Raw genomic sequence first — 21,500 nt, forward strand, 5'->3', positions numbered from 1 at the left:
CCCCATCACCAGGGTCATCGGCGTCCATGCCCTGAGTGCAGGAGTCAATCTGCCGAGCGGTCCGTTGCACCGTCGGCAGCGCCGTCCATCGTGGCGAGGATCCCCAGGTCGGTGCGGGCCCACCAGTGCCCCGTCTCCCGCTTCTCCTGGGCCGTGGTGTACCGGTAGTCGTACAGCTTCACCCGCAGCCGCGCCGGCGGCGCACCATCGAAGGGATCGGTGCGCAGCAGGCGGCGCACCGCGGGGTCACCCTCGGCCAGCTTCTCCAGCAGTGCGACGAACCACCCCTCGGCGCCGGGCCGCAGGGCCAGGAACCACATCATCCAGTCCAGCCGCAGGTGGTACGGGGCGAACTGTCGGGGCCGCCGGGCCGGGTCCCCGGGCTTGCCCTTGAACTCGTAGGCCCGCCAGTCCCCCTCCTGCGGCGACCTGCTCATGGTCCCCTCGATCACCACCTCGAGGCGGCGCTTGGTCATGGATCCGAAGGCGCCGTAGGCGTTGACCAGGTGCCATCGGTTGAAGCTGGCGTTCATCAGCTGATGGCGGGAGAACAGGTTCCGCAGCGGCTTCCAGCTCAGCACCAGCAGCCAGGTGAACACCGCACCGGTGAGCAGCAGCCACCACAGCGGGGAGTGTGCGCCTGCTCCTGGGCCGATGAGCGGATCAGTGCCCTGACCGGTTCCCCCGTCGGCCCCCGGGGTGCCGCTCAGCGGAAGGCCCCACCCCGGCCAGGGGCCTCCCACGACCCATCGCAGGAAGGAATCACTGATCGCGCTGAACGCGACGATGATGGTGAGCCAGTTCAGCCAGGCGTAGTTGCCCGTGAGCACCAGCGCGAGCTGAGTGAGGATGATCAGGCATGCGGCGATCGAGGCGATCGGCTGGGGCGCGAGGATCAGCCACACCACTCCCAGCTGCACGGCGTGGCTGCCCAGCACCTCGCAGCGGTGCCACCAGCGCGGCTTCAGGTGCGCCCACCGGCTCAGCGGGCCGGGCATCGGCTGGGTCTGATGGTGGTGGTCCATGGCGGTGAGGTCCCGCCACGCGGTGTCGCCGCGCATCTTGATCATGCCCGCCCCGAACTCCAGGCGCAGCAGCAGCCACATCAAAAACAGCAGGATCAGCGTGGGCGGGGGCACCGCGTGCGAGCCCAGGAAGCCCACCACGAAGCCGACCTCCAGCAGCATCGACTCCCAGCCGAAGCCGTAGAACCGCTGGCCGATGCTGTGGATCGAGAGGTACAGGCCCCACATCGCCAGGAACACCGGGATCGTGGTCCAGGCCGGCCCCTGCTGCGGCAGCCCGACCACCACGGAGGCACCCAGCAGCATGCCCACGGTGCACATCGCGCGCAGCAGACGGTCGCTGTACGGGGTGCGATGCCAATGGAACAGGCTGGGGCTGCGCCGTGACGATGGACGCGCCAGGTGCTCGGGCGCCGGCAGCAGGCCCCGCTCCCCCAGCAGTGCAGGGAACTGGTGGTACGTGGACAGGAACGCGATCACGTAGATCACCGCCACGCCGCGCTGGATCACCTCGCGGGCGATGGTGCGGTCATGGGCGTCCAGGAGCGCCAGCCAGGTGCTGAGGTCCACTGATGCTCACCTCCTCGGTCCCCAGCATTGTGGGGCCTCGGCGCAGCGCAGTACATCTCCGGGATCGGGTCGGCTATCGTCCACCTGGACACCCCGCCGCCCGGGCGGAGAACCGAAAGGCACCCACCATGGCAGAACGCACCGTCACCATCGCCAGCCGATCGGGTCTGCACGCCCGGCCGGCCAGCATCTTCGCCAAGGCTGCAGCGGAGCAGCCGGCCATCGTCACCATCGAGAAGGTGGGCGGGAGCGCCGTGAAGGCCTCCAGCATCCTGATGCTGATGACGCTGGGAGCCGGCCACGGCGACGAGGTCGTGCTGCGCGCGGAGGGTGAGGGCTCCGAGGAGTCGGTCGATGCACTGGGCGACCTGCTGGAGAAGGATCTCGACGAGCAGGAGTGACCCCGCTCCGACCGGGAGCGTGACCTCTCAGATGCCGAGGTCGCCGAGGATCGGCAGACCCGCACGAACGGTATCGCGGCACTCCGCGGCGGTGCGCGCCGCAAGAGCCCTCGCCGCCAGTTCCTTCGCCTGCTCCAGAGTGACGCTGGCCAGCACTGCAGCGACCAGGGGCAGCGAGCGCGGCGCCATCGACAGGCTGCTCACCCCGAGCCCCACCAGCACCACCGCCAGCGCCGGGTCCCCGGCGGCCTCACCGCACACCCCCACCGGCTTGTCTGCGACCGCGCCGTCGACCGTCGGGCCCTCCCCGACCCGGCGCGCGCCCTCGCAGGTGGACTGGACCAGCGCCAGCACCGCGGGCTGCCACGGGGTGGTCAGATGCGCCAGGGCGCCCAGCTGACGATCGGCCGCCATCGTGTACTGCGTGAGGTCGTTGGTGCCGATCGAGGCGAAGTCACAGGCGGCCAGGTGGCGATCGGCGGTGATCGCCGCCGAGGGGGTCTCCACCATGATCCCGGCCGGGCCCAGCCCCCGCTCGTGGCACAGGGCCACGAAGTCCTCGGTGTCCTCGACGGTGGAGATCATCGGTGCCATCACCCATACCTCCGCCTGCGACGCCGCTGCGGCCACCGCGATCGCATCGAGCTGGTCCGTCAGCACGGAAGGTCTCTCCCACGAGGTGCGATAGGCGCGCACGCCCAGGGCTGGATTCGGCTCCGGGCCCGCGACAAGGAACGGCAGCGGCTTGTCCGCACCGGCGTCGAGGGTGCGCACCACCACCTTCCTGCCCGGGAAGCGTGAGAACACCGCGCCGTAGGCCTCGGCCTGCTCCTGGACCCCCGGGGCCGTCTCACGGTCGAGGAACAGGAACTCGGTGCGGAACAGGCCGACGCCGTCGGCGTGCGCGGCCTCGGCCGCTCGGGCGTCCTGCGCACTGCCGATGTTGGCCAGCAGCTGCACGGCGGTCCCGTCGGCCAGCGACGCGCCCCCGCCGCCGTAGACCAGGGGGTGGTTCTGCAGCTCCGTCCAGGCGGCAGCGCAGCGGTGGTGCTCCTCGATGACCTCATCGGTGATGGTGCCCGCCCCGGCATCGACGAACACCTCGGTGCCGTCGGGGAAGGCATGGATGCCGCGAGCGGCCACTACGGCCGGCAGGCCCAGGTGGCGGGCCAGGATCGCGGTGTGCGACTGGGGCCCGCCGTCGGAAGTGATCAGTGCCAGCACCCGGTCCGGGTCGAGGGTGGCGGTGTCCGCGGGGGCGAGGTCCACCGCGGTGAGGATGAACGGCTCCTCGACCTGGGGGATGCCCGGGGGCTGCTCCCCGCGCAGCTCGGCGACGATCCGGCCGCGGACGTCGCGCACGTCGGCTGCGCGCTGGGCCATGTCGCCGCCCAGCTCCTCGAGCATGCGGGCCACCTGGTCGCCCGCCTCCCATACCGCACGAGCCGCGCTGAGCCGGCCGGTGATCACCAGCTCCTGCGCGGCCTGGATCAGGGACGGATCCACCGCCATCTGAGCGGTCACCTCCAGGAGAGTGCGGGCCTCACCCGTCGCCCTCTCCGCCCGGCAGGCGAGGGCCCGGGCTGCGGATGCCGCCGCCACAGGGATGCGCTCGGACTCGGCGACCGCGTCGCTGCTGCGGGGAATCCGCTCCCAGGCCGAGAGCTCGGTGACCGGTGGCGCCATGGCCCGGATGGTGCCGACCACACGTCCAGGGCTGACTGCGACTCCTGTCACCTGAGGCATCTGCGGCCTTTCGTCCGTGTGCTGTGACCGGCCGGTGGACGGCACGGTCCGGCCGGGCGAGGTGCACGGCTCATGGTACGGCGGTGACGGCTGGCCGGGCGGAGCGGCCGCTCATGGCAGACGCGCGGACAGCGCCGCACCGGCCCACACCGTGCAGGCCCCGATGATCAGCATGAACGACAGGCTCCACAGCGTGGCGGGGATCCCGGTCACCTGGGCCAGGTGGGCGGGGTCCTCGGTGCGCCTGCGGGAGGAGAGCACCGCGCCCAGGTGGCGCCAGGCGCCCAACAGCAGGAACGCACCGGCGGCGAGGGTGAGCGAGGTGACCAGCCCGGGACTGCCCCACCACCACAGGGCTCCAGTCGCCGCCGCTGCAGCGAGCACCGCGAGCACGGTGTGCACCGAGCGGGTGAACAGCAGCGAGATCACCAGCACGACGAGCACCGCGAAGAGGGCAGCACCGGCCCAGCCTCGCAGCGCCAGCTGCACCAGGCCCGCGCCCAGCATCGCCGGCGCCGGATACCCCGCCCACAGGGTGAGCACCCGGCCGATGCCCCGACGGGGACCGACGGTGACGGCATGGCCGGACATGTCGGAGCTGACCACGAAGCCGGTGAAGCGCCTGCCCACGAGGATTCCCACGAACGCGTGGCCGAGCTCGTGGACGATGGTGACAGCGGGGCGCGTCAGGCGCCACAGCGGCGGGGCCGTCACCACCACAGCCGCCATGAGCAGCGACACCGGCAGCCACCAGCCCGCCTCGGCGGGGGCACCGGGGGCGACGCGCTCCCCGACGGTGCGGGCGAGGGCCTGGAGATCCACGGCCCCATCGTGCCAGGGACGGCTGTCCACATGCGGAACGCCCGCCCGGTCCAGCAGCTGCTGGTCCGGGCGGGCGCTCTCGATGCGAGCCGGGCCGCACGGCGCGACCCGGTCCCGGGGGCCGTGTGACCGGCCGTGAGGATCAGAGGGGGCGGATGTTCACTGCCTGCATGCCCTTGGGGCCGCGCTCGGTCTCGAACTCCACGCGCTGGTTGTCCTGCAGGTCGCGGCGGCCGGTGCCGACGATGGCGCTGAAGTGCGCGAACACATCGGCGGAGCCGTCCTCGGGGGCGATGAAGCCGTAGCCCTTGTCGGAGTTGAACCAGGTGACGATGCCAGTAGCCATGGCGATATTCCTTCGTTGTCGTGAACCACGTGCGTGGTCCGGGTGTCCGCAGCGGCGGCGCCACTGCGGAGCATGTGCACCCCGAACGGACCGTCGACCAGGGCGGTCGACGGCCTTGCTGCGGGGTCTGCTGTGGCCTCGTGGGCCGACAGGTCCGATTCCGACGACGGGACGTCGCCGATCCGGCCGATGTGGGGCCCGTGGGCCGTGCGGGCGACGTCGACCTGCGCGCGCCCGGAGGCGGCGGGGACGTCGGTGTGCTGAAGTGGTGCAGAGGAGGAGATGAAGAACCAGTTCTCGTAGAGGTAGAGGTGGAGCGCGACCGTCGGCGGTCCGCCCCGAACGAGGCTTCCAGCGCGGTGTCGTCGCCTGCCCGGGTGCACCCGCCGTCTCAACCCCTGCGGGCGTGGCGTGTGCCGCTCCCGCCGGATCGACGGATGGTGCGGACGACCCAGTCGACACTACGGCATGACCGCAGTTTCTCCGGGAGCGGTGTGACCCAACGCATCCTCAACCAGCTGAGGCGCGCCCGCGGCCAGCTCGATGCGGTGACCGCGGCCGTGGAGGGCGACGGCTGGACGGCGGCAGCAGCCCATCCGCCAGGTGGGCCCGACGCCCCCGGATATGACAGCTGAGGGCCAGGTGACGTTCCCGTGGGAACGCTTCGGCCCCCGCAGTGACGTTCCCGCTGGAACGTCGCTGCTCCCGCGCGGGATGCTCAGTCCTCCCAGGTCACTTCCTCGACCTTCTTGTCGGGTCGCCAACCCCGCCACACGGGGTGGCGCAGGCGGCCGTCCTCGGTGCGCTCCCCGTACTGCACCTCCCCCACCAGGTCGGCGCGCACCCAGGTGGCATCGCGCCTGTCGCTCGCGGGCACGTCGTCCACCGGAGGGGTCTTGCGCACGCGGGAGGAGAGCATCCCGGCGGCCTTCTCCAGGTCCCGGTCGCTGAACCCGGTGCCCACCCGGCCCGCGTAGCTCAGGTCGCCGTCCCCATCGGGCACCGCCACCAGCAGGGAGCCGATGGTGTCGGTGCGCGAGCCCTTCCCGTGGCGCCAGCCGATGACCACCACCTCCTGGTGGCGGGCGTTCTTGATCTTGATCCAGGTGCGTGAGCGCTTCCCGGCCTGGTAGATGCCGGTCTCCTTCTTCACCATCACCCCTTCCAGCTTCAGCTGCTGGGACAGTTCGATCGCATGGTCCACGTCCCCGTGGTCGGCGTGCGGCAGGTGCACGTGGTCGGTCGCAGTGACCGTCTCGAACAGGGCGTCGCGGCGCTCGCGGTACGGGGTGCGCAGCAGGGAGTCACCTCCGCGCTGGAGCAGGTCGAAGGCCATCAGGTGCGCCTCGACCTTCTTTCTGGCTGCGCTGACGTCGGCCTCGGCGGTCAGTCCCAGGCGCTGCTGGAGGCGGCCGAAGGAGGGGCGGTCGCTTGAGTCCAGGGCCACGATCTCCCCGTCAAGGACGGTCTGCCCGGCCTGGCGCATCTCGGGGTCGATCGCCTCGACCAGTTCGAGCAGCTCGGGGAAGGTGGCGGTGAGATCCTTGCCGTTCCTACCGGTCAAGCGCACCTGGTCTCCGAGGATCGTGGCGATCACCCTCACGCCGTCCCATTTCATCTCGAAGGCCCATTCGTCCTCACCGCGGATGTCACTGCGACTTCCTGCAGTGGCGAGCATGGGGGCGATGGGATCGTCCATCTCCATGCCGGCCGCTTCGGTGCGCTGGGCAGATGGCGGGGCGTCGGCGGCCGGGGCGTCGCCCTCTGCCTCGTCGGAGGTCGTGCCGTCGGCGCCATCTGCAGGGGGCGGGGCGTCGGCCTCGGGCTGGTCCTTCATCAGGTGCAGCAGCCAATTGTCCTGCTCCTTCTCCTTCGCGGCGGCGCTCTTCCCCTTCTTCTTGCCCATGCCGCCGGTGCGGATGAACGCGTAGCGGCGCGGCACTCCACCCAGGCCTCCGTCGGGCCGGCCGTGGCACACGGCGATGACCTCCTTGCCCTCGCGCCACTTCTCGATCTCGATGGTGCCGGCATCCCAGATGGTCACCTCGCCCCCGCCGTACTCGCCCTTGGGGATCGTGCCCTCGAAGGTGCCGTACTCCAGGGGGTGGTCCTCGGTCTGCACGGCGAGGCGGTTCACGTCGGTCTCCAGCGGCGGGCCCTTGGGCACCGCCCAGGAGACCAGCACCCCGTGGTTCTCCAGCCGGAAGTCCCAGTGCAGGCGCGAGGCGTGGTGCTCCTGGATCACGAACATCGGTGCATCGGAGTCCAGGGCGTCCCGCGCAGCGGCGGAGGCCGCGGAGTCCTCGGCCTGCTCGGAGCCGGGCGGGGCCGGCACGGGCTCGGGCGTCTTCTCGGGGTCGCGCTTGGAGCGGTACACCTCGAGCCGGTCGCGGGCCTCGGCGGTCGAGGTGCTGCTGTCAGCAGAGGGACCGTCGGCGCCGGGCGAAGCGCCGTCGTCACCACCGTCGGAGGCGCCGCCTCCCCTGCCGGCGGCCCCGTTCCCCTTCCGCCCGAGAGGTGCGATCGGGTCCTGGCCGCCCTCCACGCGCTCGAGCACCTCGGCGAGGTCCAGGTGGGTGAGGTCCTCGTCCTCAATCTCCTCCCAGGTGCGGGGGGCGGCCACGGTGGGGTGGGCGCGTCCCCGCAGCGAGTACGGGGCGACGGTGGTCTTGGAGCCGTTGTTCTGAGACCAGTCCACCAGCACCTTGCCGGACCTGAGGCTCTTCTTCATGTCGCTGACCACCTCGTCAGGGTGGTCAGCCTCCAGGGCCCGGGCCAGCTCATGGGCCACCCCGGAGACCTCCTCGGCGGTGCTGGCGCCGTCCAGCGGGGCGTACAGGTGGATCCCCTTGGAGCCGGAGGTGACCGGGTAGGTGGAAAGGCCCATGTCCCCGAGGATCTCCCGGCACCACAGCGCCACCTCGGCGCAGTCGGCGAGCGCCACCCCCTCCCCCGGGTCCAGGTCCAGCACCAGGCGATCGGGGTTCTCCGGCTCTCCGTCGGCGTCGAACCGCCATTGCGGGGTGTGGATCTCCAGCGAGGCCAGCTGCGCGAGCCACGCCAGCACCGCCGGCTCCTCGATGAGCGGGTAGGCGGTGGTGCCGGAACGGTGCTCGATGTCGGCCCGGGGCACCCAGTCCGGAGCGGAGTCCTCGAGGTCCTTGCGGAAGAACACCTGGCCGGGATCCTCCTCGGTGCCCACGCCGTTGACCCATCGCTTGCGGGTGGCCGGGCGCCTGCTCACCTGGGGGATCATCACCCCTGCGATGCGGTGGTAGTAGTCGATGACCTCGCCCTTGGTGGTGCCGGTCGCCGGGTACATCACCTTGTCCAGGTTGGAGACCTTCAAGGTGCGTCCGCCGACCTCGACCCGCTGCTCACCTGTCGCCATCACCCCACTGTGCCCCACCGGGGCCCGGCCGTCACGGGATCGGCCGGGGTTCGTCCGCTCGGTCCGGCACTGGCCAGGGCCGACGGTTCGTGGTGTGATCAGGCATGCGCGCAATCTGGAGTGGTGAGATCGCCTTCGGGCTCGTGAACGTTCCGGTGAAGCTGTACTCGGCGACGAAGTCGCACGACGTCTCCTTCCATCAGGTCCACGACGAGGACAACGGTCGCATCCGCTATCAGCGGCACTGCGAGGTGTGCGGCCGGGAGGTGGAGTACGAGGACATCGCCAAGGCCTACGACGACGGCGATAAGACCGTGATCCTCACCGACGAGGAGCTGGACGCCCTGCCGGCGGAGGACAACGACCAGATCGACGTGGTGCAGTTCGTGCCGAACGACCAGGTGGATCCGATCCTGCTGGGAACCAGCTACTTCCTGGAGCCGGTGGGCCGCTCCCCCAAGTCCTACGTGCTGCTGCGTCGCACCCTCGAGGCCACCGAGCGCACCGCGATCGTGCACTTCACGCTGCGCTCGAAGACCCGCCTGGGGGTGCTGCGGCGCCATGAGGACCTGCTGGTGCTGCAGACCCTGCGCTGGCCCAGTGACCTCAAGCAGGTGGACTTCGCACCCTCGGCCCGCACCAAGGTCACCGACAAGGAGCTGGCGATGTCCGCCGCCCTGGTGGAGCAGTTCAGCGGGGACCTGGAGCCGGACCAGTACAGCGACGAGTACCAGGAGCAGCTGCGCACCCTGATCGACGAGAAGCTCGAGCAGGGCGACTCGGTGGACACCGAGGAGACCTTCGGCAAGGAGCGCGCCGAGCAGGACAAGAAGAAGTCCGAGGGATCCGAGGGAGAGGGCAGCGGCAAGGTGCTGAGCCTCATGGACGCGCTCGAGCGCAGCCTCAGCAAGCGTCGTGGGGCGGGCGGTTCGAACGCCGATGAGGGCACGGGCGCAGCCGAGGACGATGGCTCGGATGCTGCGGGCGACGAGGATGAGTCCGCAGGCAGCGCGAAGAGCACGAGCGGGAGCGGCGGGAAGAAGAGCAGCGGCTCCTCGGGTTCGGGGAAGGGAGGGGCGAAGAAGGGCGGCTCCAAGGGCGGGAAGAAGTCCAGCTCATCGAAGTCACGCTCCTCGACGTCCGGCTCCGGCGGCACGAAGAAGTCCAGCTCGTCCAAGTCCAGCTCGTCCAAGTCCAGCTCGTCGAAGTCCAGCTCCTCGGAGTCGAGCGCATCGTCCTCCAGCAAGTCCGGCGGGGCGAAGAAGAGCGGCGGGAAGTCGGGCGGGGGGAAGAAGAGCGCCTCCTCGTCGAGCCGGACGAAGAAGGCCTCCTGACCCACCCGATCCGTCGGCGGCCCCTGGCGACTGTGACCTCTCCACCACCGTTGGTCAAACTCCACCGGGGCGCAGGCAAGCATTCGGCCAGGATCGTGCACTCCAGGCCACAGGTCATTGCGGGCGGACGCTTCTAGGATCCAGAGTAGAAGCAGTCGTCGGCCCGGACGCTCGACCGCACTCATCCCTCGGCCGCGTCCCACACGTCGCACCCCAGCCCCAGCCCCAGCCCCAGCCCCATTCCGAAGGACTCCATGACCGCCCCCGAGGACCCCACCCCGTCGGGCGCCACCGAGCAGCGACCCGACCGTCCCTGGGTCGTGCCCGCCGCGATCGTCGCGGTGGCCGCGCTGCTCATCGCGGGCGTGCTGCTGCGACCGGGAGGCGAGGAGGCCGACACCGCCGGGCAGGAGCCCCAGCAGCAGGCCACCTCCCAGGCCGAGCCCGCCCAGGGACACGGAGCGATCGAGCATCCGTCGGAGGTCGCCGCCCCCGACCTCAGCGGCCAGGAATCCCGCGATCCGGACGACCTGCTGGCCGAGGGGCCGGTCGACGCGCCCGTGGTGATGGTGGTGTTCACCGACTTCCAGTGCCAGTACTGTGCACGCTGGTCCGAGGAGACCCTCCCGGTGATGCGCGCGTACGTCCAGCGCGGTGAGCTGCGCATCGAGTGGCGGGACGTGAACATCTACGGCGAGAACTCCGAGCGCGCCGCACGCGCCTCTCTCGCCGCGGCGATGCAGGGCGAGCACGAGGAGTACCACGATGCGCTGTTCGAGGGCGGCCAGATCCGATCCGAGCGCGAGCTGAGCGAGGAGGCACTGGTTGATCTCGCCGGTGAGCTGGGCCTGGACACGGAGCAGTTCGAGGCCGACATGAACTCCGAGGCGGTCGCCTCCACGGTGGCAGAGAACGCTCAGCAGGGCATCGACCTGGGCGCCTTCTCCACCCCGTCGTTCATCGTGGGCGGCACGCCGATGGTGGGCGCCCAGCCCACGGCGGTGTTCACCGACGCCGTCGACGAGGCCCTGGACCGGGCCGGCGCCTGAGGCAGATCGGGATGGAGATCGGTGTCCTGACAGCGTTCCTGGGTGGTGCGCTGTCCCTGCTGAGCCCCTGTGGTGCCCTGCTGCTGCCGGGGTTCTTCGCCTCCTCCCTCACCTCCCGCGTGCAGCTGATCCCGCACGGCCTGGTGTTCTACGCGGGCCTGCTGGTGACGCTGGTGCCGCTGGGGATCGGCATGGGGGCCCTCGGCATGCTGCTGACCCAGCATCGCGGGGTGCTGGTGGCCGTCACCTCCCTGCTGCTGATCGCCCTGGGGACCGCCCATGCGCTGGGGGTGGGCTTCGATCTGTCGCGCCTGCTGCCGGGCTTCGACCGCATCCAGCAGCGCGCCTCGCGCGGCACCGGCTTCGTGCGCACCTTCCTGCTGGGTGCGGTGGGCGGTGTGGCCGGTTTCTGCGCGGGGCCGATCCTGGGGGCGGTGCTCACCCTGGCGCTGGGGCAGGCCGACGTGATGCGCTCCGGGCTGCTGCTGGCGGTGTACGGGGCGGGCATGGTGGTGCCGCTGATGCTGCTGGCCGCGATCTGGGACGGACTGGGAGGTCGCGGTCGTGCCCTGCTGCGGGGCCGCACCTTCACCGTGGCGGGTCGTGAGCTGCACTCCACCAGCGTCGTCACGGGCCTGGTGATCATGGCGCTCGGTGTGTTGTTCTGGGTCACGAACGGCCTGGTCACGTTGCCGTCCCTGGTCCCCACCGGCACCCTGGCCCGCTGGCAGGAGGCCGGATCCGCACTCTCGGGCCCCAGCGTGCAGATCGCGGTGATCATCGGTGCCGCGGCGATCGCGCTGCTGCTGTGGTGGGCGGGCAGGCGGCGCCGGATCCGCTCTGGGACCCACCGCCCCGTCGCAGTCCCCGCCGAGGCCGCCGACAGGCCCGCCCGCTCCCGCGCCTCGACGCCCCGAGAGGAATCATGAGACGACGCACCTTCGCTCTCGCCGTCCCCGCCGGTCTGCTGGGACTGGCGGCCTGCACCTCCGATGAGTCCGAGTCCGGGACGGGTGCCGACCCGTCGGCTGCCGATCCGGCGGGGGCCGATCCGGCGGGGGCCGGCCCGGGGGGCGGTGACGCGCCTGCCACTCCGGAGCCACCGGCCATTCCCATCGATCCCACCCCCACGGTGGAGGGGGCGCAGGCGGAGACCGTGGTCGGTGCGGACCTGCGGCTGCCGTTGGAGATGACCGTCATGGTCGTGGTGAAGCCGGGATGGACCGCGCCCGCGCTGCAGCTGGACGGCATGTTCCTGGGATACGGGGAGCAGGAGGATGTGCTGCGCTACGTCGCCATGGATCAGGACGGCACCATCGCATGGACTGCACGCCGCCCTCTGAGCTGCACCGGCTTCGCCCTGTCCCGTGCGGACGAGGGCCGTGCAGTGGCGGTGCTGGCCGATGTCATCGCCGACGGTGGCGGGAGCGCGGCGGGCGAGGGCGGGGATGACGCCGAGGGCCGGGTCGCCATTACCTCGGTCACCGCCTACGACCTGGCCACGGCGGAGCAGCTGTGGGGGCCTGTGGAGGTCCCCGGCCCGCAGATCGCACCGGGCCTGGTGTTCGCCTCGCCGGGGGATCAGCTGATGGGCACCGGCGGTGAGCGCGTGGCGCTGTCGGCGAGCACCGGCGAGGTGGCTTTGTCGGAGGCGGATCTGGAGGGCGGTCGCATCATCGCCGAGCACCTGGGCACGATCCTGCACACCGAGGCCGAGCAGCTGGTGGCGGTCTCGAGCGCCGACGGGTCACGCCTGTGGAAGCTCGAGCTTCCCGCGGGGACGGATCCGCTCACTGTTAACGTGGTCGGGGAGATCAGCCCGGACACGTCCCTCGCGGTGACCCGGGGGCTCGGCAGCGGCGACGGCGCGGGGGCCGTCAGCGGGCTGCTGGTGGACCTGGCCGACGGGTCCGTGGTGGCCGAGGGAGCCTCCGCCGCCACCCGCGACCTTGCCACCGGCACCACGGTGGTGGTCTCCGGGAACGTGGTGACGGGACTGGACGCCTCAGGCGCCGAGGTGTGGCGGCACGTGGACACCGAACCGCTGCAGCTGGTCAGCGCCGGCGAGCGCCTGGCGTACGCGGCGCGGCCCCAGGAGGGCACGCTCGTGGTGCTGGACACCCTGCAGGGGGTGATGGTCCAGCCGTACGATGCGGACGTCTCGGGCACGCTCGGGATGCCGGAGCTGTTCAATGCCGAGGCTGCAGCGGCCGTGCGCTTCGATCGGGAGCGCTGCCTGGTGACCACCACGCTGGACGAGAGCTTCGGCATGCGGGAGTGAAGCTCACCCCTGCGGCCCGGTATGCTCGATCGGTGCCTGATGGCACCGGGAGGGTTGACAGAGCGGCCGAATGTGGTGGTCTTGAAAACCACTGTGCGGTAACCCCGTACCGCGGGTTCAAATCCCGCACCCTCCGCCCTTGTCCTGAGTCGCGACATGGTTGACAGACCTGTCGCGACTCAGGCTTCTCCGGCGCAGGCTCACCGTCGGCGCAGTGCCTTGTCGGCCTCCACCACGGCGAAGACGAGCACGCCCGCGCGGATCGGCACTCCCACCACCAGGGTGTTCACGGCCGTGGTGCGGGAGATCTCCAGCGGCACGTCCATCGACTGCCCCAGCAGGAACACCCCGACGGTGACCGCGCCCAGCAGCAGTGACACGTACACGATGCGCACCACGCCGGCGCGCGTGAGGATCGACTCCTTCGGATCCCGCGGGGGGCGGAGCATGATGTCCGGCTCCCCCGGCTCGAAGGCGAGCGCGAGGGCCAGGGTGACGGCGGTGATGGTGTTGACCCACAGCACCTGCACTGGGGTCAGCGGCAGCGTCATCCCCAGCCGCGGCCGGAGCCGGAGGCCACCGTGGTGCCGGAGAACGCCATGGAGGTGCGGTCGCCCAGGCCGGCCCACGGACCCGGCGCATAGGCTGGAGCGACCTGCAACCGAGGGAGAGGACAGCCATGCGCGCCGTGATCATCGAGTCCAAGGGCAGTGAGCCCCGCCTGGTGGAGGATGCCGAGGAGTCCCTGCTCGCAACCGGGCAGGACGCCGACAGCGACGCCGCAGGCGCCACCGTCGAGCTGGACGTGCTGGCCTCCAGCTACAACTACAAGGACGGCATGGCCATCGCCGGCAAGGGCATCGCACGCACCTTCCCGCTGATCCCCGGCATCGACCTGGTGGGCCGGGTGACCGGCTCTGGGGCCGGCGGTTGGGATGCCGGTGACCTGGTGGTCCTCAACGGCAGCGGCATCGGGGAGTCCCGCCACGGCGGCTTCGCCACCCGTGCCCGGGTGCGGCCGGACGCCCTGGTGCGCCTGCCCGCGGGCATCTCCCCCGAGCGGGCCGCCGCGATCGGTACGGCCGGGTTCACGGCGATGCTGGCGGTGCTGCGCCTGGAGGACGCGGGCCTCGCCCCCGACGACGGGGACGTGCTGGTGACCGGCGCCTCCGGTGGTGCCGGGTCGATCGCGATCGCACTGCTGGCCGGCCGCGGGTACCGGGTGGTGGCCTCCACCGGCCGGGGGAGCGAGAACCAGGAGTACCTGCGCCGCCTGGGTGCCGCGGAGCTGATCGACCGTGCGGGGCTGGGAGGGGAGGTGGGCAAGCCGCTGCAGTCCCAGCGGTTCGCTGGGGCGATCGACGGGGTGGGCTCCACGACGCTGGCCAACGTGCTGGCCCAGACCAGGTGGGGCGGGACGGTGGCGGCCTACGGGCTCGCCCAGGGGCCGGACCTGCCCGCCACGGTGCTGCCGTTCATCCTGCGGCACGTCACCCTCGCCGGGGTGAACTCGGTGGAGGCGCCGCTGCCGCTGCGCGAGCGGGCGTGGGACGCCCTGTCCCAGGAGCTCGACCTGGAGCTGCTGGACTCGATGACCAGCACCATCGGCCTGTCCGAGGTGATCGGCCACGCGCAGCGCATCCTCGACGGCCAGGTGCGTGGCCGCACCGTCGTGGACGTGGCGCTGTGAGGGCCGCGGACGCTGGTGCTGCTGGTGATGCGGCCGGCGTTCAGGGGGCGGCACCCCTGATGCGGGCTGTCAGCATCACCGAGGATCACCGTCTCGAACCCGCCCGGGTTCCGGAGCCCGTACCCGGCCCGGGTGAGGTGCTGGTGGACGTGGTGGCCGCCGGGGTGAACCGGGCCGACCTGGCGCAGGTGGCTGGGAACTATCCCCCTCCCCCGGGTACCTCCGAGCTGCCGGGGCTCGAGGTCTCCGGTCACCGCCGCGACACCGGGCAGGCCGTGGTGGCGCTGCTGGCCGGCGGTGGCTACGCGGAGGTGGTGGCCGTACCGGAGGGGCAGCTGCTGCCGGTGCCGGAGGGACTGGGCCTGGTGGAGGCCGCTGCCGTGGTGGAGGTGTGCGCCACCGTCATCTCCAACCTGGTGATCGAGGCGCAGCTGCAGGCCGGTGAGACCGTGCTGATCCACGGCGGCACCGGCGGCATCGGCGCCACCGCCATCCAGATCGCCCACGCTCTCGGTGCCCGGGTGCTCACCACCGTCGGCTCCGATGAGGCGACCGGGGCGGTGCGCGCCCTGGGGGCCGATGCGGCCTGGAACCGGCACACCACCGACGTGCGCGCCGCGGTGGAGGTGGCGGGCGGGGCCGATGTGATCCTCGATGTGATCGGCGGGCCGGCCCTGGCGGACAACATCGCCATGCTCCGCACCGGAGGCCGCCTGGTCATCATCGGCACCCTGGGCGGTGGCCGCGGTGAACTGCCGGTCGGTGCCCTGATGGGCAAGCGGGCCCGGGTCATCGGCACCACCCTGCGCTCCCGACCCACCGGGGAGAAGCGCGAGATCCTGGCACGCACCCGCGAACTGGTGTGGCCGTGGCTGACCGACGGCACGGTGCGGATCCCGATCCAGCAGCGCCTGCCGCTCGATCGGGCGGCGGAGGCTCATGGGGTGCTGCGCGAGGGCGGGCACCTGGGCAAGGTGGTGCTGAAGGTCGCCACCTCGAGCAACGGCAGGTGAGGCCACGGGCCGCCAGATCCCGCCCTTGACGCAGTGCCTCAGGCGCCGCTGAGGCCTTCCAGCACCAGCACGGTGCCGTCGTCGTAGACGGTGGCGGTCTCGGTGTCGGCCACGTCCTTGACACCCTGCGGGGCCTGGCCCATGGCGATGCCCACGCCGGCCCACTGCAGCATCTCGGTGTCGTTGAAGCCGTCCCCTACGGCGACGGTGCGGCTCTGCTCGATGCCGAGGTGCTCGCGGATCTCCTCCAGGGCGGTGGCCTTGGAGACGCCGGGGGCGGCCATGTCCAGCCAGGCCGTCCAGCCGATCGCGTACTCCACTCCGTTCACGCCCGATTCGGCGACCACCTTCGAGAACTCCTGCGGGGTGAGGTCCGGGACGTGCACCACCACGCGCACCGCCTCCAGCACCATCAGCTCGTCGAGGTTCGTCTCCTTGGCGCGCACGCCGAAGCTGGCGTCCTGGAAGCCGGGGGTGGCGTGGAAGGAGCCGTCGGGCATCTCCACCGCGTAGTGGGCATCCGGTGCGACCTCCCGCAGGGTGGCCAGGGCGTGGCCGGGCTGGAAGGTGCGGGTCGCCATCACGCGGTGACCGGCCTCGAGCTCGGGATCCATCTCCACGGTCACCGCGCCGTTGGAGCACACGGCGTAGCCGCGCTCGATGCCGGCGGCCTCGACGATGGGCAGAGTGGCGCCGATGGAGCGACCCGTGGCGATGACCACGTGGTGGTCCCGGGCAGCCCGGCGCAGCGCGGCGCGCATGGGGTCGCTCATGGCACCGTCGTGGTCCACCAGGGTGCCGTCCACGTCCAGCCCTATCAGCAGGTCGGTACCGGCGATGGGCTCGAGCAGCTCGTTCAGGCGGGAACGAACGGCGTCGATGTGGGCGGTACGGGCTGCGGGGGCGGTGTCCGTGGACGTCATGCCGGGCAGTGTGTCAGCGGCATCTGACCGTCGGGTGAACCGGCGGTGACGGACGGCGTGCAGCAGCGAGCGCAGGGGGCGTGCCATCAGGCGATGACCTCGAAGACCTCGCGTCCGCCCAGGTAGGGCCGCAGCCCCTCGGGAACCACCACCGAGCCGTCGGGCTGCTGGTGGTTCTCCAGGATGGCGGCGATGAAGCGGGTGGTGCCCAGGGTGCCGTTGAGGGTGGCGACCGGGCGCAGGCCGTCCTCGGTGCGCTCGCGGATGTTCAGGCGGCGGGCCTGGAACTGGGTGGTGTTCGAGGTGGAGGTGAGCTCGCGGTAGGTGTTCTGGCTGGGCATCCAGGCCTCGCAGTCGAACTTGCGGGCGGCGGAGGTGCCCAGGTCACCGGCGGCGGTGTCGATGATCCGGTAGGGCACGTCGATGCGGGCCAGCATCTCGCGCTCCCAGTCCAGCAGGCGCTCGTGCTCGTCGTAGGAGTCCTCGATGCGGCAGTAGGAGAACATCTCCACCTTGTGGAACTGGTGGACGCGGATGATGCCGCGAGTGTCCTTGCCGTAGCTGCCGGCCTCGCGGCGGTAGCAGGCGCTCCAGCCGGCGTAGCGCAGGGGCCCGTCGGACAGGTCCAGCACCTCGTTCGCGTGGTACCCGGCCAGGGCCACCTCGCTGGTGCCCACCAGGTAGAGGTCGTCCCCCTTGTCCAGGTGGTACACCTCGTCGGCGTGCTCACCCAGGAAGCCGGTCCCCTCCATGGCCTCGGGCAGCACCAGGGTGGGGGTGATCATCGGGGTGAACCCGGCCTTGGTGGCCTGGTCGATGGCGGAGTTGAGGATGGCCAGCTCGAGCTGGGCGCCCACGCCGGTGAGGAAGTAGAAGCGGGCCCCGGAGACCTTGGCGCCGCGGGCCATGTCGATCGCGCGCAGGCCCTCGGCGATCTCGAGGTGGTCCTTGATCGGGTGCTCGAACTGACGGGGCTCGCCCACCAGCTGGCGCACCTCGAAGTCCTCCTCGAGGCCCTCGGGGGCGCCCTCGGCGATGTTGGGGATGGAGCGCAGCAGCTCGTCGCGGGCAGTGACGGCCTCGGCGGTGGCCGCCTCGAGCCGCTTGACCTCCGCGGCGAGCTCCTTGACCTGGGCCAGCAGCTGCTGCTTCTCCTCGCCCTGGGCCTTGGCGACCTGCTTGCCGAAGGTCTTCTGCTCGGCCCGCTTGGACTCGAAGGCGGTGGTGGACTCGCGCCAGCGCGCGTCGGCCTCCAGCACGGAGTCGACGACGGAGGGGTCACGCCGACGGGCCCGCTGGGCCTCACGGACGACATCGGGGTTCTCGCGCAGCTGCCGCAGATCGATCATTGGTCCAGGGTACCTGCGCGTGACCGCCCTCCCACAGCGGAGCACGACAGCGCGAGGAGGCGCTCCGCCGGCCATCGGGTGCCGGCCCGACGGGCAGGGACCGACGGCCGACGGGGCAGGGGCGGGGTGCCGGGCGGGCGGTAGGCGGCGTGCGCGGCGATATCGGACATCGCGACTATCCTGGCGCCATGGATCAGACCCTCATGGTGCTCCTCATCGCCCTGGTTGTCGCCGCCGTCATCGGGCTCGTCATGCTCGCGATGGTGCTGCAGCGCCAGGGGCGGCACGGCAAGGACATCGCCGCCCTGCGGGACGAGGTGCGCGGCGCCGCTCACGCCGGTCGGGCGCGTCGCGCCGCAGGCGCCGGGCCCGACGACGAGCGCTCCGCGGACGGCGCGAACTCCCGCGCCCCGGGTTCCCTGCCGGGCGCCGCCCAGTCCCAGCAGGACGGTGCCGGTGCCGATGAGCACGCCCACCCCGAGGCCGGTGACTGGGGCCGCTCCCAGGACTCCTTCGAGGACGAGGCCACGGAGGAGGACCCTCAGCACCAGGAGACCGAGGTCGGCAAGCGTCTGGAGAAGGTCGCCATCGTGCTGAACCCCTCCAAGTTCGCTGACGAAGAGGCCTTCCGCACCCGCATCACCGAGGTGATCGAGCGGATCGAGGGCTCCGAGGTCGCCTTCTACGAGACCACCGTGGAGGATCCGGGCCGGGGCATGGCACGGCAGGCCGTCAGCGACGGCGCCGACCTGGTGGTGGCCGCCGGTGGCGACGGCACCGTGCGCATGGTGGCCTCCGAGCTCGCCGGCACCGACACCCTGATGAGCATCATCCCCGCCGGCACCGGCAACCTCCTGGCCCGCAACGTCGAGCTGCCGCTGGACGACCCGGCCGCGGCGATGACCGCCATCCTCACCGGTCAGGATCGCCTGGTGGACGTGGGCTGGCTGCGCGTGGGCAGCACTGCGGCCGAGGCGCAGTCCGCCAGCAAGCAGGTGTTCCTGGTGATCGCCGGCTTCGGGGCCGACGCCGAGATGATCGGCAACACCGGGGACGAGATGAAGAAGCGCATCGGCTGGATCGCCTACGTCTTCGGCGGCGTGAAGTCGATCCTCGGTCGCTCGATCGACATCGTGGTGGACCTGCCGGACGGCTCCCGCCACCCCCACAAGGCCCGCACCGTGCTGCTGGGCAACGTGGGCAAGCTCCCCGGCGGGATCACCCTGATGCCGGATGCCGCGATCGACAACGGGCGCCTCGAGGTGCTCGTGGCCAGCTGGACGGGTGCAGCCGGGTTCAGCCAGTTGGCCAGCCACATCATGAACCCCAGCGCGGTTGCGCAGCCAAAGCGCCGCCTGCGCCGCGGTCCGCGCCTGTCCACGCTGGAGGCGTACCACACCGAGTCCATCAAGGTCGCCACCACCAAGCCGCAGATGGTGCAGCTGGACGGCGACACCGACGTGGAGGCCACCCATCTGATCGCCGAGGTGGACCCGGGCGTGCTGCACCTGCGGGTGCCCGTCAGCTCCAGCCCCACCCGGGACTGAGGGGCGCTCAGTCCGCCTGAGCGTTCAGGTCACCCTGGGCTGGGCGGGTGACCATGGAGGTCAGCGACTCGACCCAGTCACGGGCCTCGTCGTAGGCCTCGTCGGCGTAGTCCTCGCGGAACTCGGGGCGCTGCCCGTCCACCCGCGGGTAGGAGCCCAGGTAGTGGACCACGGGGCACACGCGGTGCAGGGCCCTCAGCGCAGCGGCCACGCGGCGGTCCTCGATGTGCCCTTCGACGTCGATCGAGAAGGAGTACCTGCCCAGGAAGTCCCCGATGGGCCGGGACTCGATGCGAGAGAGGTTCACCCCGTTCGCGCTGAACATCTCCAGCATCTCCAGCAGCGCACCGGCGCGGTTGTGCGGCAGCTGCACCACCAGCGTGGACTTGTCCGACCCGGTGCGCGCCGGGATCCTGCCCTCCCGGGTGACCAGTACGAAGCGGGTCTGGGCGCCCTGGTGGTCCTCGATCCCCTCGGCCAGCACCTCCAGTCCGAAATGGCGGGCGGCCAGCGGGGAGCACACTGCTGCGCGTCCCACGGAGTCCTCCGCGGTGGCGGAGGCGAGATCGCGTGCGGCGGCGGCCGTCGAGGAGGAGGCCGCGATGCTGGCCTCGGGCAGGTGCGCCCGCAGCCAGCCCTGCACCTGGGCCTGGGCGTGCGGGTGGGAGGCCACGGTGGTGACCTCGCTGGGCTCCATCGGCTCGCGGGCGGCGAGCACGAAGGTGATCGGCACGACCTGCTCGGCGACGATGGTGATGGAGTCGGTGGCGGCCAGCACGTCGAGGGTGCCGGAGACACCGCCCTCCACGGAGTTCTCGATGGGGGCCATGAGGGCGTCGATGTCCCCGGCCAGCAGGTCGGTGGTGGCGGTGGCCACGGAGGCGAAGGGCACCAGCTCCGGTTCGGCGCCCGCGAACTCCTCGGGCGTCTCGGCCAGGGCCTGCAGCAGCGCCTGATGGGTGAAGGTGGTCTCGGGGCCGAGGAATCCGTACCGCATGAGCCGTGAGTGTAGTGCCGGGCAGATCAGCGCAGCGGAAGCGTCCAGCGCTCCACGAGGCGGGCGGCATCGGCCGGGTGCCGTTCAGTGACCGTGGCATGGCCGGTGCGGAGGGGCCCGGCGCCGATGCCGCGGGCCACGGCCTGGGAGGCGCTGTTGCCCGGGGCGATCCGCAGCACCAGCTCCACGATGCGCGCTTCCAGCCGTGCTCGCTGCACCAGAGCACCGGCGATGCGCGCGCCCAGCCCGAGCCCGCGGTGGGCCGGCAGCACCCAGTAGGTCAGCGCCGCCTGCCCCCGGTCCAGGCCGGCCCCGAGGAGGTGGATCCCTCCCCCGCCGATGAGACGGTGGGCTCCGCTGCCGGTCTCTTCGCGCCTGCCCGCAGGAGCGGTGGCCCTCCTCGAGTGAACGTGGTCGACCGCGCTAGGATGCTCGGTCACCTCCCCCACAGGCGCCATGGCGGCGAACTCCCGCAGTGGCCCGTCGGCCCGCCATCGCTCCGCTCGGCGCAGGAACGCATCGAGGGTCTTGGCCTCCCAGCGGACGCCGAACACCTCGTCGGCCAGGCTCTGGTCCTGGCCGTGCAGGATCTGCTCGGCGTGCTCAGGCCCCAGCGGCACCAGGTGGATCACGAGAGGTGGGGGCTGCCGGACCCGGGACCGGCACGCAGTGCGCGGCGCACAGCCTCGAGGATCGCCTCGTCGCCGAAGCCCTCACTGCGGGCGGCGCCGACGACGTCATCGGCCAGGCGCTGCAGATCGGGGTTGAACTCCGCGACGGGGGCGCCCTCGGCGATCCGCGTCCCCGCCCCGCGCCGGGTGATCAGCACGCCGGCTTCCTCGAGCTCCTTGTAGGCGCGGGCGACGGTGCCCGGGGCGAGCCCGAGGTCCCCGGCCAGGGTGCGGATGGCCGGCAGTCGGTCCCCCGTCACCAGCACTCCACTTGCCACCTGGTCCAGGATGGCGCGGCGGATCTGCTCGTAGGGCGGGGTGGGGTCCTCCAGGTCCACGACCAGC

20 protein-coding genes and 1 tRNA gene are annotated in these 21,500 nt (G+C 71.5%); 10 read left to right on the plus strand and 11 right to left on the minus strand.

What is annotated here, in order from left to right:
• Nucleotides 1-44: 44 nt before the first annotated feature.
• Nucleotides 45-1,595 carry a lipase maturation factor family protein gene (locus tag M3B01_RS07610; RefSeq protein WP_259790779.1) on the minus strand — a complete coding sequence of 517 codons (1,551 nt, stop codon included), beginning with the start codon at nucleotides 1,593-1,595 and terminating at the stop codon, nucleotides 45-47.
• Nucleotides 1,596-1,723: 128 nt separating this feature from the next.
• On the opposite strand from M3B01_RS07610, the gene M3B01_RS07615 reads away from it, so the two are divergent.
• Entirely contained in the window at nucleotides 1,724-1,996 is a 273-nt protein-coding gene (locus M3B01_RS07615; protein ID WP_259790782.1) for an HPr family phosphocarrier protein, read from the plus strand.
• Between the two features lie 27 nt (nucleotides 1,997-2,023).
• Here the strand turns inward: M3B01_RS07615 and ptsP are convergent, their stop codons facing one another.
• From ptsP to M3B01_RS07630, 3 genes are all read right to left on the minus strand, one after another.
• Entirely contained in the window at nucleotides 2,024-3,742 is a 1,719-nt protein-coding gene (gene ptsP, locus M3B01_RS07620; RefSeq protein WP_259790785.1) for a phosphoenolpyruvate--protein phosphotransferase, read from the minus strand.
• 111 nt (nucleotides 3,743-3,853) lie between these two features.
• A complete protein-coding gene (locus M3B01_RS07625; protein WP_259790788.1) occupies nucleotides 3,854-4,564 on the minus strand; it encodes a M50 family metallopeptidase in 711 nt (236 codons plus the stop codon).
• Between the two features lie 142 nt (nucleotides 4,565-4,706).
• Nucleotides 4,707-4,910 carry a cold-shock protein gene (locus M3B01_RS07630; protein ID WP_259790791.1) on the minus strand — a complete coding sequence of 68 codons (204 nt, stop codon included), beginning with the start codon at nucleotides 4,908-4,910 and terminating at the stop codon, nucleotides 4,707-4,709.
• Between the two features lie 494 nt (nucleotides 4,911-5,404).
• Between M3B01_RS07630 and M3B01_RS07635 the strand changes: the two genes are divergently transcribed.
• Nucleotides 5,405-5,545 (plus strand): metal-sensitive transcriptional regulator, encoded by a 141-nt coding sequence (locus M3B01_RS07635; protein ID WP_259790793.1) that lies wholly within the window; start codon nucleotides 5,405-5,407, stop codon nucleotides 5,543-5,545.
• Between the two features lie 83 nt (nucleotides 5,546-5,628).
• On the opposite strand, the gene M3B01_RS07640 is transcribed toward M3B01_RS07635, so the two are convergent.
• Nucleotides 5,629-8,301: an ATP-dependent DNA ligase gene (locus tag M3B01_RS07640; RefSeq protein ID WP_259790794.1), complete on the minus strand. Its 2,673-nt coding sequence runs from the start codon at nucleotides 8,299-8,301 to the stop codon at nucleotides 5,629-5,631.
• A gap of 104 nt (nucleotides 8,302-8,405) precedes the next feature.
• Between M3B01_RS07640 and M3B01_RS07645 the strand changes: the two genes are divergently transcribed.
• The 5 genes from M3B01_RS07645 (at nucleotide 8,406) to M3B01_RS07665 (ending at nucleotide 13,101) form a co-directional block, all read left to right on the plus strand.
• Nucleotides 8,406-9,635, plus strand: a complete 1,230-nt coding sequence (locus M3B01_RS07645) for a Ku protein (protein ID WP_259790798.1) — start codon at nucleotides 8,406-8,408, stop codon at nucleotides 9,633-9,635.
• A gap of 254 nt (nucleotides 9,636-9,889) precedes the next feature.
• Nucleotides 9,890-10,684 carry a DsbA family protein gene (locus M3B01_RS07650; protein WP_259790800.1) on the plus strand — a complete coding sequence of 265 codons (795 nt, stop codon included), beginning with the start codon at nucleotides 9,890-9,892 and terminating at the stop codon, nucleotides 10,682-10,684.
• 11 nt (nucleotides 10,685-10,695) lie between these two features.
• Nucleotides 10,696-11,613, plus strand: a complete 918-nt coding sequence (locus tag M3B01_RS07655; protein ID WP_259790802.1) for a cytochrome c biogenesis CcdA family protein — start codon at nucleotides 10,696-10,698, stop codon at nucleotides 11,611-11,613.
• Nucleotides 11,610-12,965 (plus strand): PQQ-like beta-propeller repeat protein, encoded by a 1,356-nt coding sequence (locus M3B01_RS07660; protein WP_259790805.1) that lies wholly within the window; start codon nucleotides 11,610-11,612, stop codon nucleotides 12,963-12,965. The genes M3B01_RS07655 and M3B01_RS07660 overlap by 4 nt, the downstream gene beginning before the upstream one ends.
• A gap of 48 nt (nucleotides 12,966-13,013) precedes the next feature.
• A tRNA-Ser gene (locus M3B01_RS07665) sits at nucleotides 13,014-13,101 on the plus strand.
• A 64-nt stretch (nucleotides 13,102-13,165) separates the two neighbouring features.
• Here M3B01_RS07665 and M3B01_RS07670 read toward each other — a convergent pair.
• Nucleotides 13,166-13,516 (minus strand): cation transporting ATPase C-terminal domain-containing protein, encoded by a 351-nt coding sequence (locus M3B01_RS07670; protein ID WP_259790807.1) that lies wholly within the window; start codon nucleotides 13,514-13,516, stop codon nucleotides 13,166-13,168.
• 128 nt (nucleotides 13,517-13,644) lie between these two features.
• On the opposite strand from M3B01_RS07670, the gene M3B01_RS07675 reads away from it, so the two are divergent.
• Both M3B01_RS07675 and M3B01_RS07680 read left to right on the plus strand, forming a co-directional pair.
• Nucleotides 13,645-14,655 carry an MDR family oxidoreductase gene (locus tag M3B01_RS07675; protein WP_259790810.1) on the plus strand — a complete coding sequence of 337 codons (1,011 nt, stop codon included), beginning with the start codon at nucleotides 13,645-13,647 and terminating at the stop codon, nucleotides 14,653-14,655.
• Nucleotides 14,656-14,714: 59 nt separating this feature from the next.
• On the plus strand, nucleotides 14,715-15,668 hold the full coding sequence (locus M3B01_RS07680; RefSeq protein ID WP_259790813.1) for an NAD(P)H-quinone oxidoreductase: 954 nt from the start codon (nucleotides 14,715-14,717) through the stop codon (nucleotides 15,666-15,668).
• A gap of 38 nt (nucleotides 15,669-15,706) precedes the next feature.
• Here the strand turns inward: M3B01_RS07680 and M3B01_RS07685 are convergent, their stop codons facing one another.
• Complete coding sequence (locus tag M3B01_RS07685; RefSeq protein ID WP_259790815.1) at nucleotides 15,707-16,591, minus strand: HAD family hydrolase; 885 nt, start codon at nucleotides 16,589-16,591, stop codon at nucleotides 15,707-15,709.
• A gap of 86 nt (nucleotides 16,592-16,677) precedes the next feature.
• Complete coding sequence (gene serS / locus M3B01_RS07690; RefSeq protein WP_193866618.1) at nucleotides 16,678-17,940, minus strand: serine--tRNA ligase; 1,263 nt, start codon at nucleotides 17,938-17,940, stop codon at nucleotides 16,678-16,680.
• A 188-nt stretch (nucleotides 17,941-18,128) separates the two neighbouring features.
• On the opposite strand from serS, the gene M3B01_RS07695 reads away from it, so the two are divergent.
• Nucleotides 18,129-19,487 carry a diacylglycerol kinase family protein gene (locus M3B01_RS07695; RefSeq protein WP_259790818.1) on the plus strand — a complete coding sequence of 453 codons (1,359 nt, stop codon included), beginning with the start codon at nucleotides 18,129-18,131 and terminating at the stop codon, nucleotides 19,485-19,487.
• Between the two features lie 7 nt (nucleotides 19,488-19,494).
• On the opposite strand, the gene pheA is transcribed toward M3B01_RS07695, so the two are convergent.
• From pheA to M3B01_RS07710, 3 genes are read right to left on the minus strand one after another with little or no spacing between them, the layout of a single operon-like run.
• Nucleotides 19,495-20,484, minus strand: a complete 990-nt coding sequence (gene pheA, locus M3B01_RS07700; RefSeq protein ID WP_259790820.1) for a prephenate dehydratase — start codon at nucleotides 20,482-20,484, stop codon at nucleotides 19,495-19,497.
• Nucleotides 20,485-20,510: 26 nt separating this feature from the next.
• Nucleotides 20,511-21,116, minus strand: coding sequence for a GNAT family N-acetyltransferase (locus M3B01_RS07705; protein ID WP_259790822.1), 606 nt, complete (start codon nucleotides 21,114-21,116; stop codon nucleotides 20,511-20,513).
• Nucleotides 21,113-21,499, minus strand: a complete 387-nt coding sequence (locus M3B01_RS07710; RefSeq protein WP_259790825.1) for a GntR family transcriptional regulator — start codon at nucleotides 21,497-21,499, stop codon at nucleotides 21,113-21,115. Before M3B01_RS07710 ends, M3B01_RS07705 begins: the two co-directional genes overlap by 4 nt.
• Nucleotide 21,500: the final 1 nt, after the last annotated feature.

The sequence above is a fragment of the Brachybacterium sp. p3-SID957 genome (assembly GCF_025144775.1).
In the GTDB taxonomy this organism is placed as follows: Bacteria; Actinomycetota; Actinomycetes; order Actinomycetales; family Dermabacteraceae; genus Brachybacterium; species Brachybacterium epidermidis.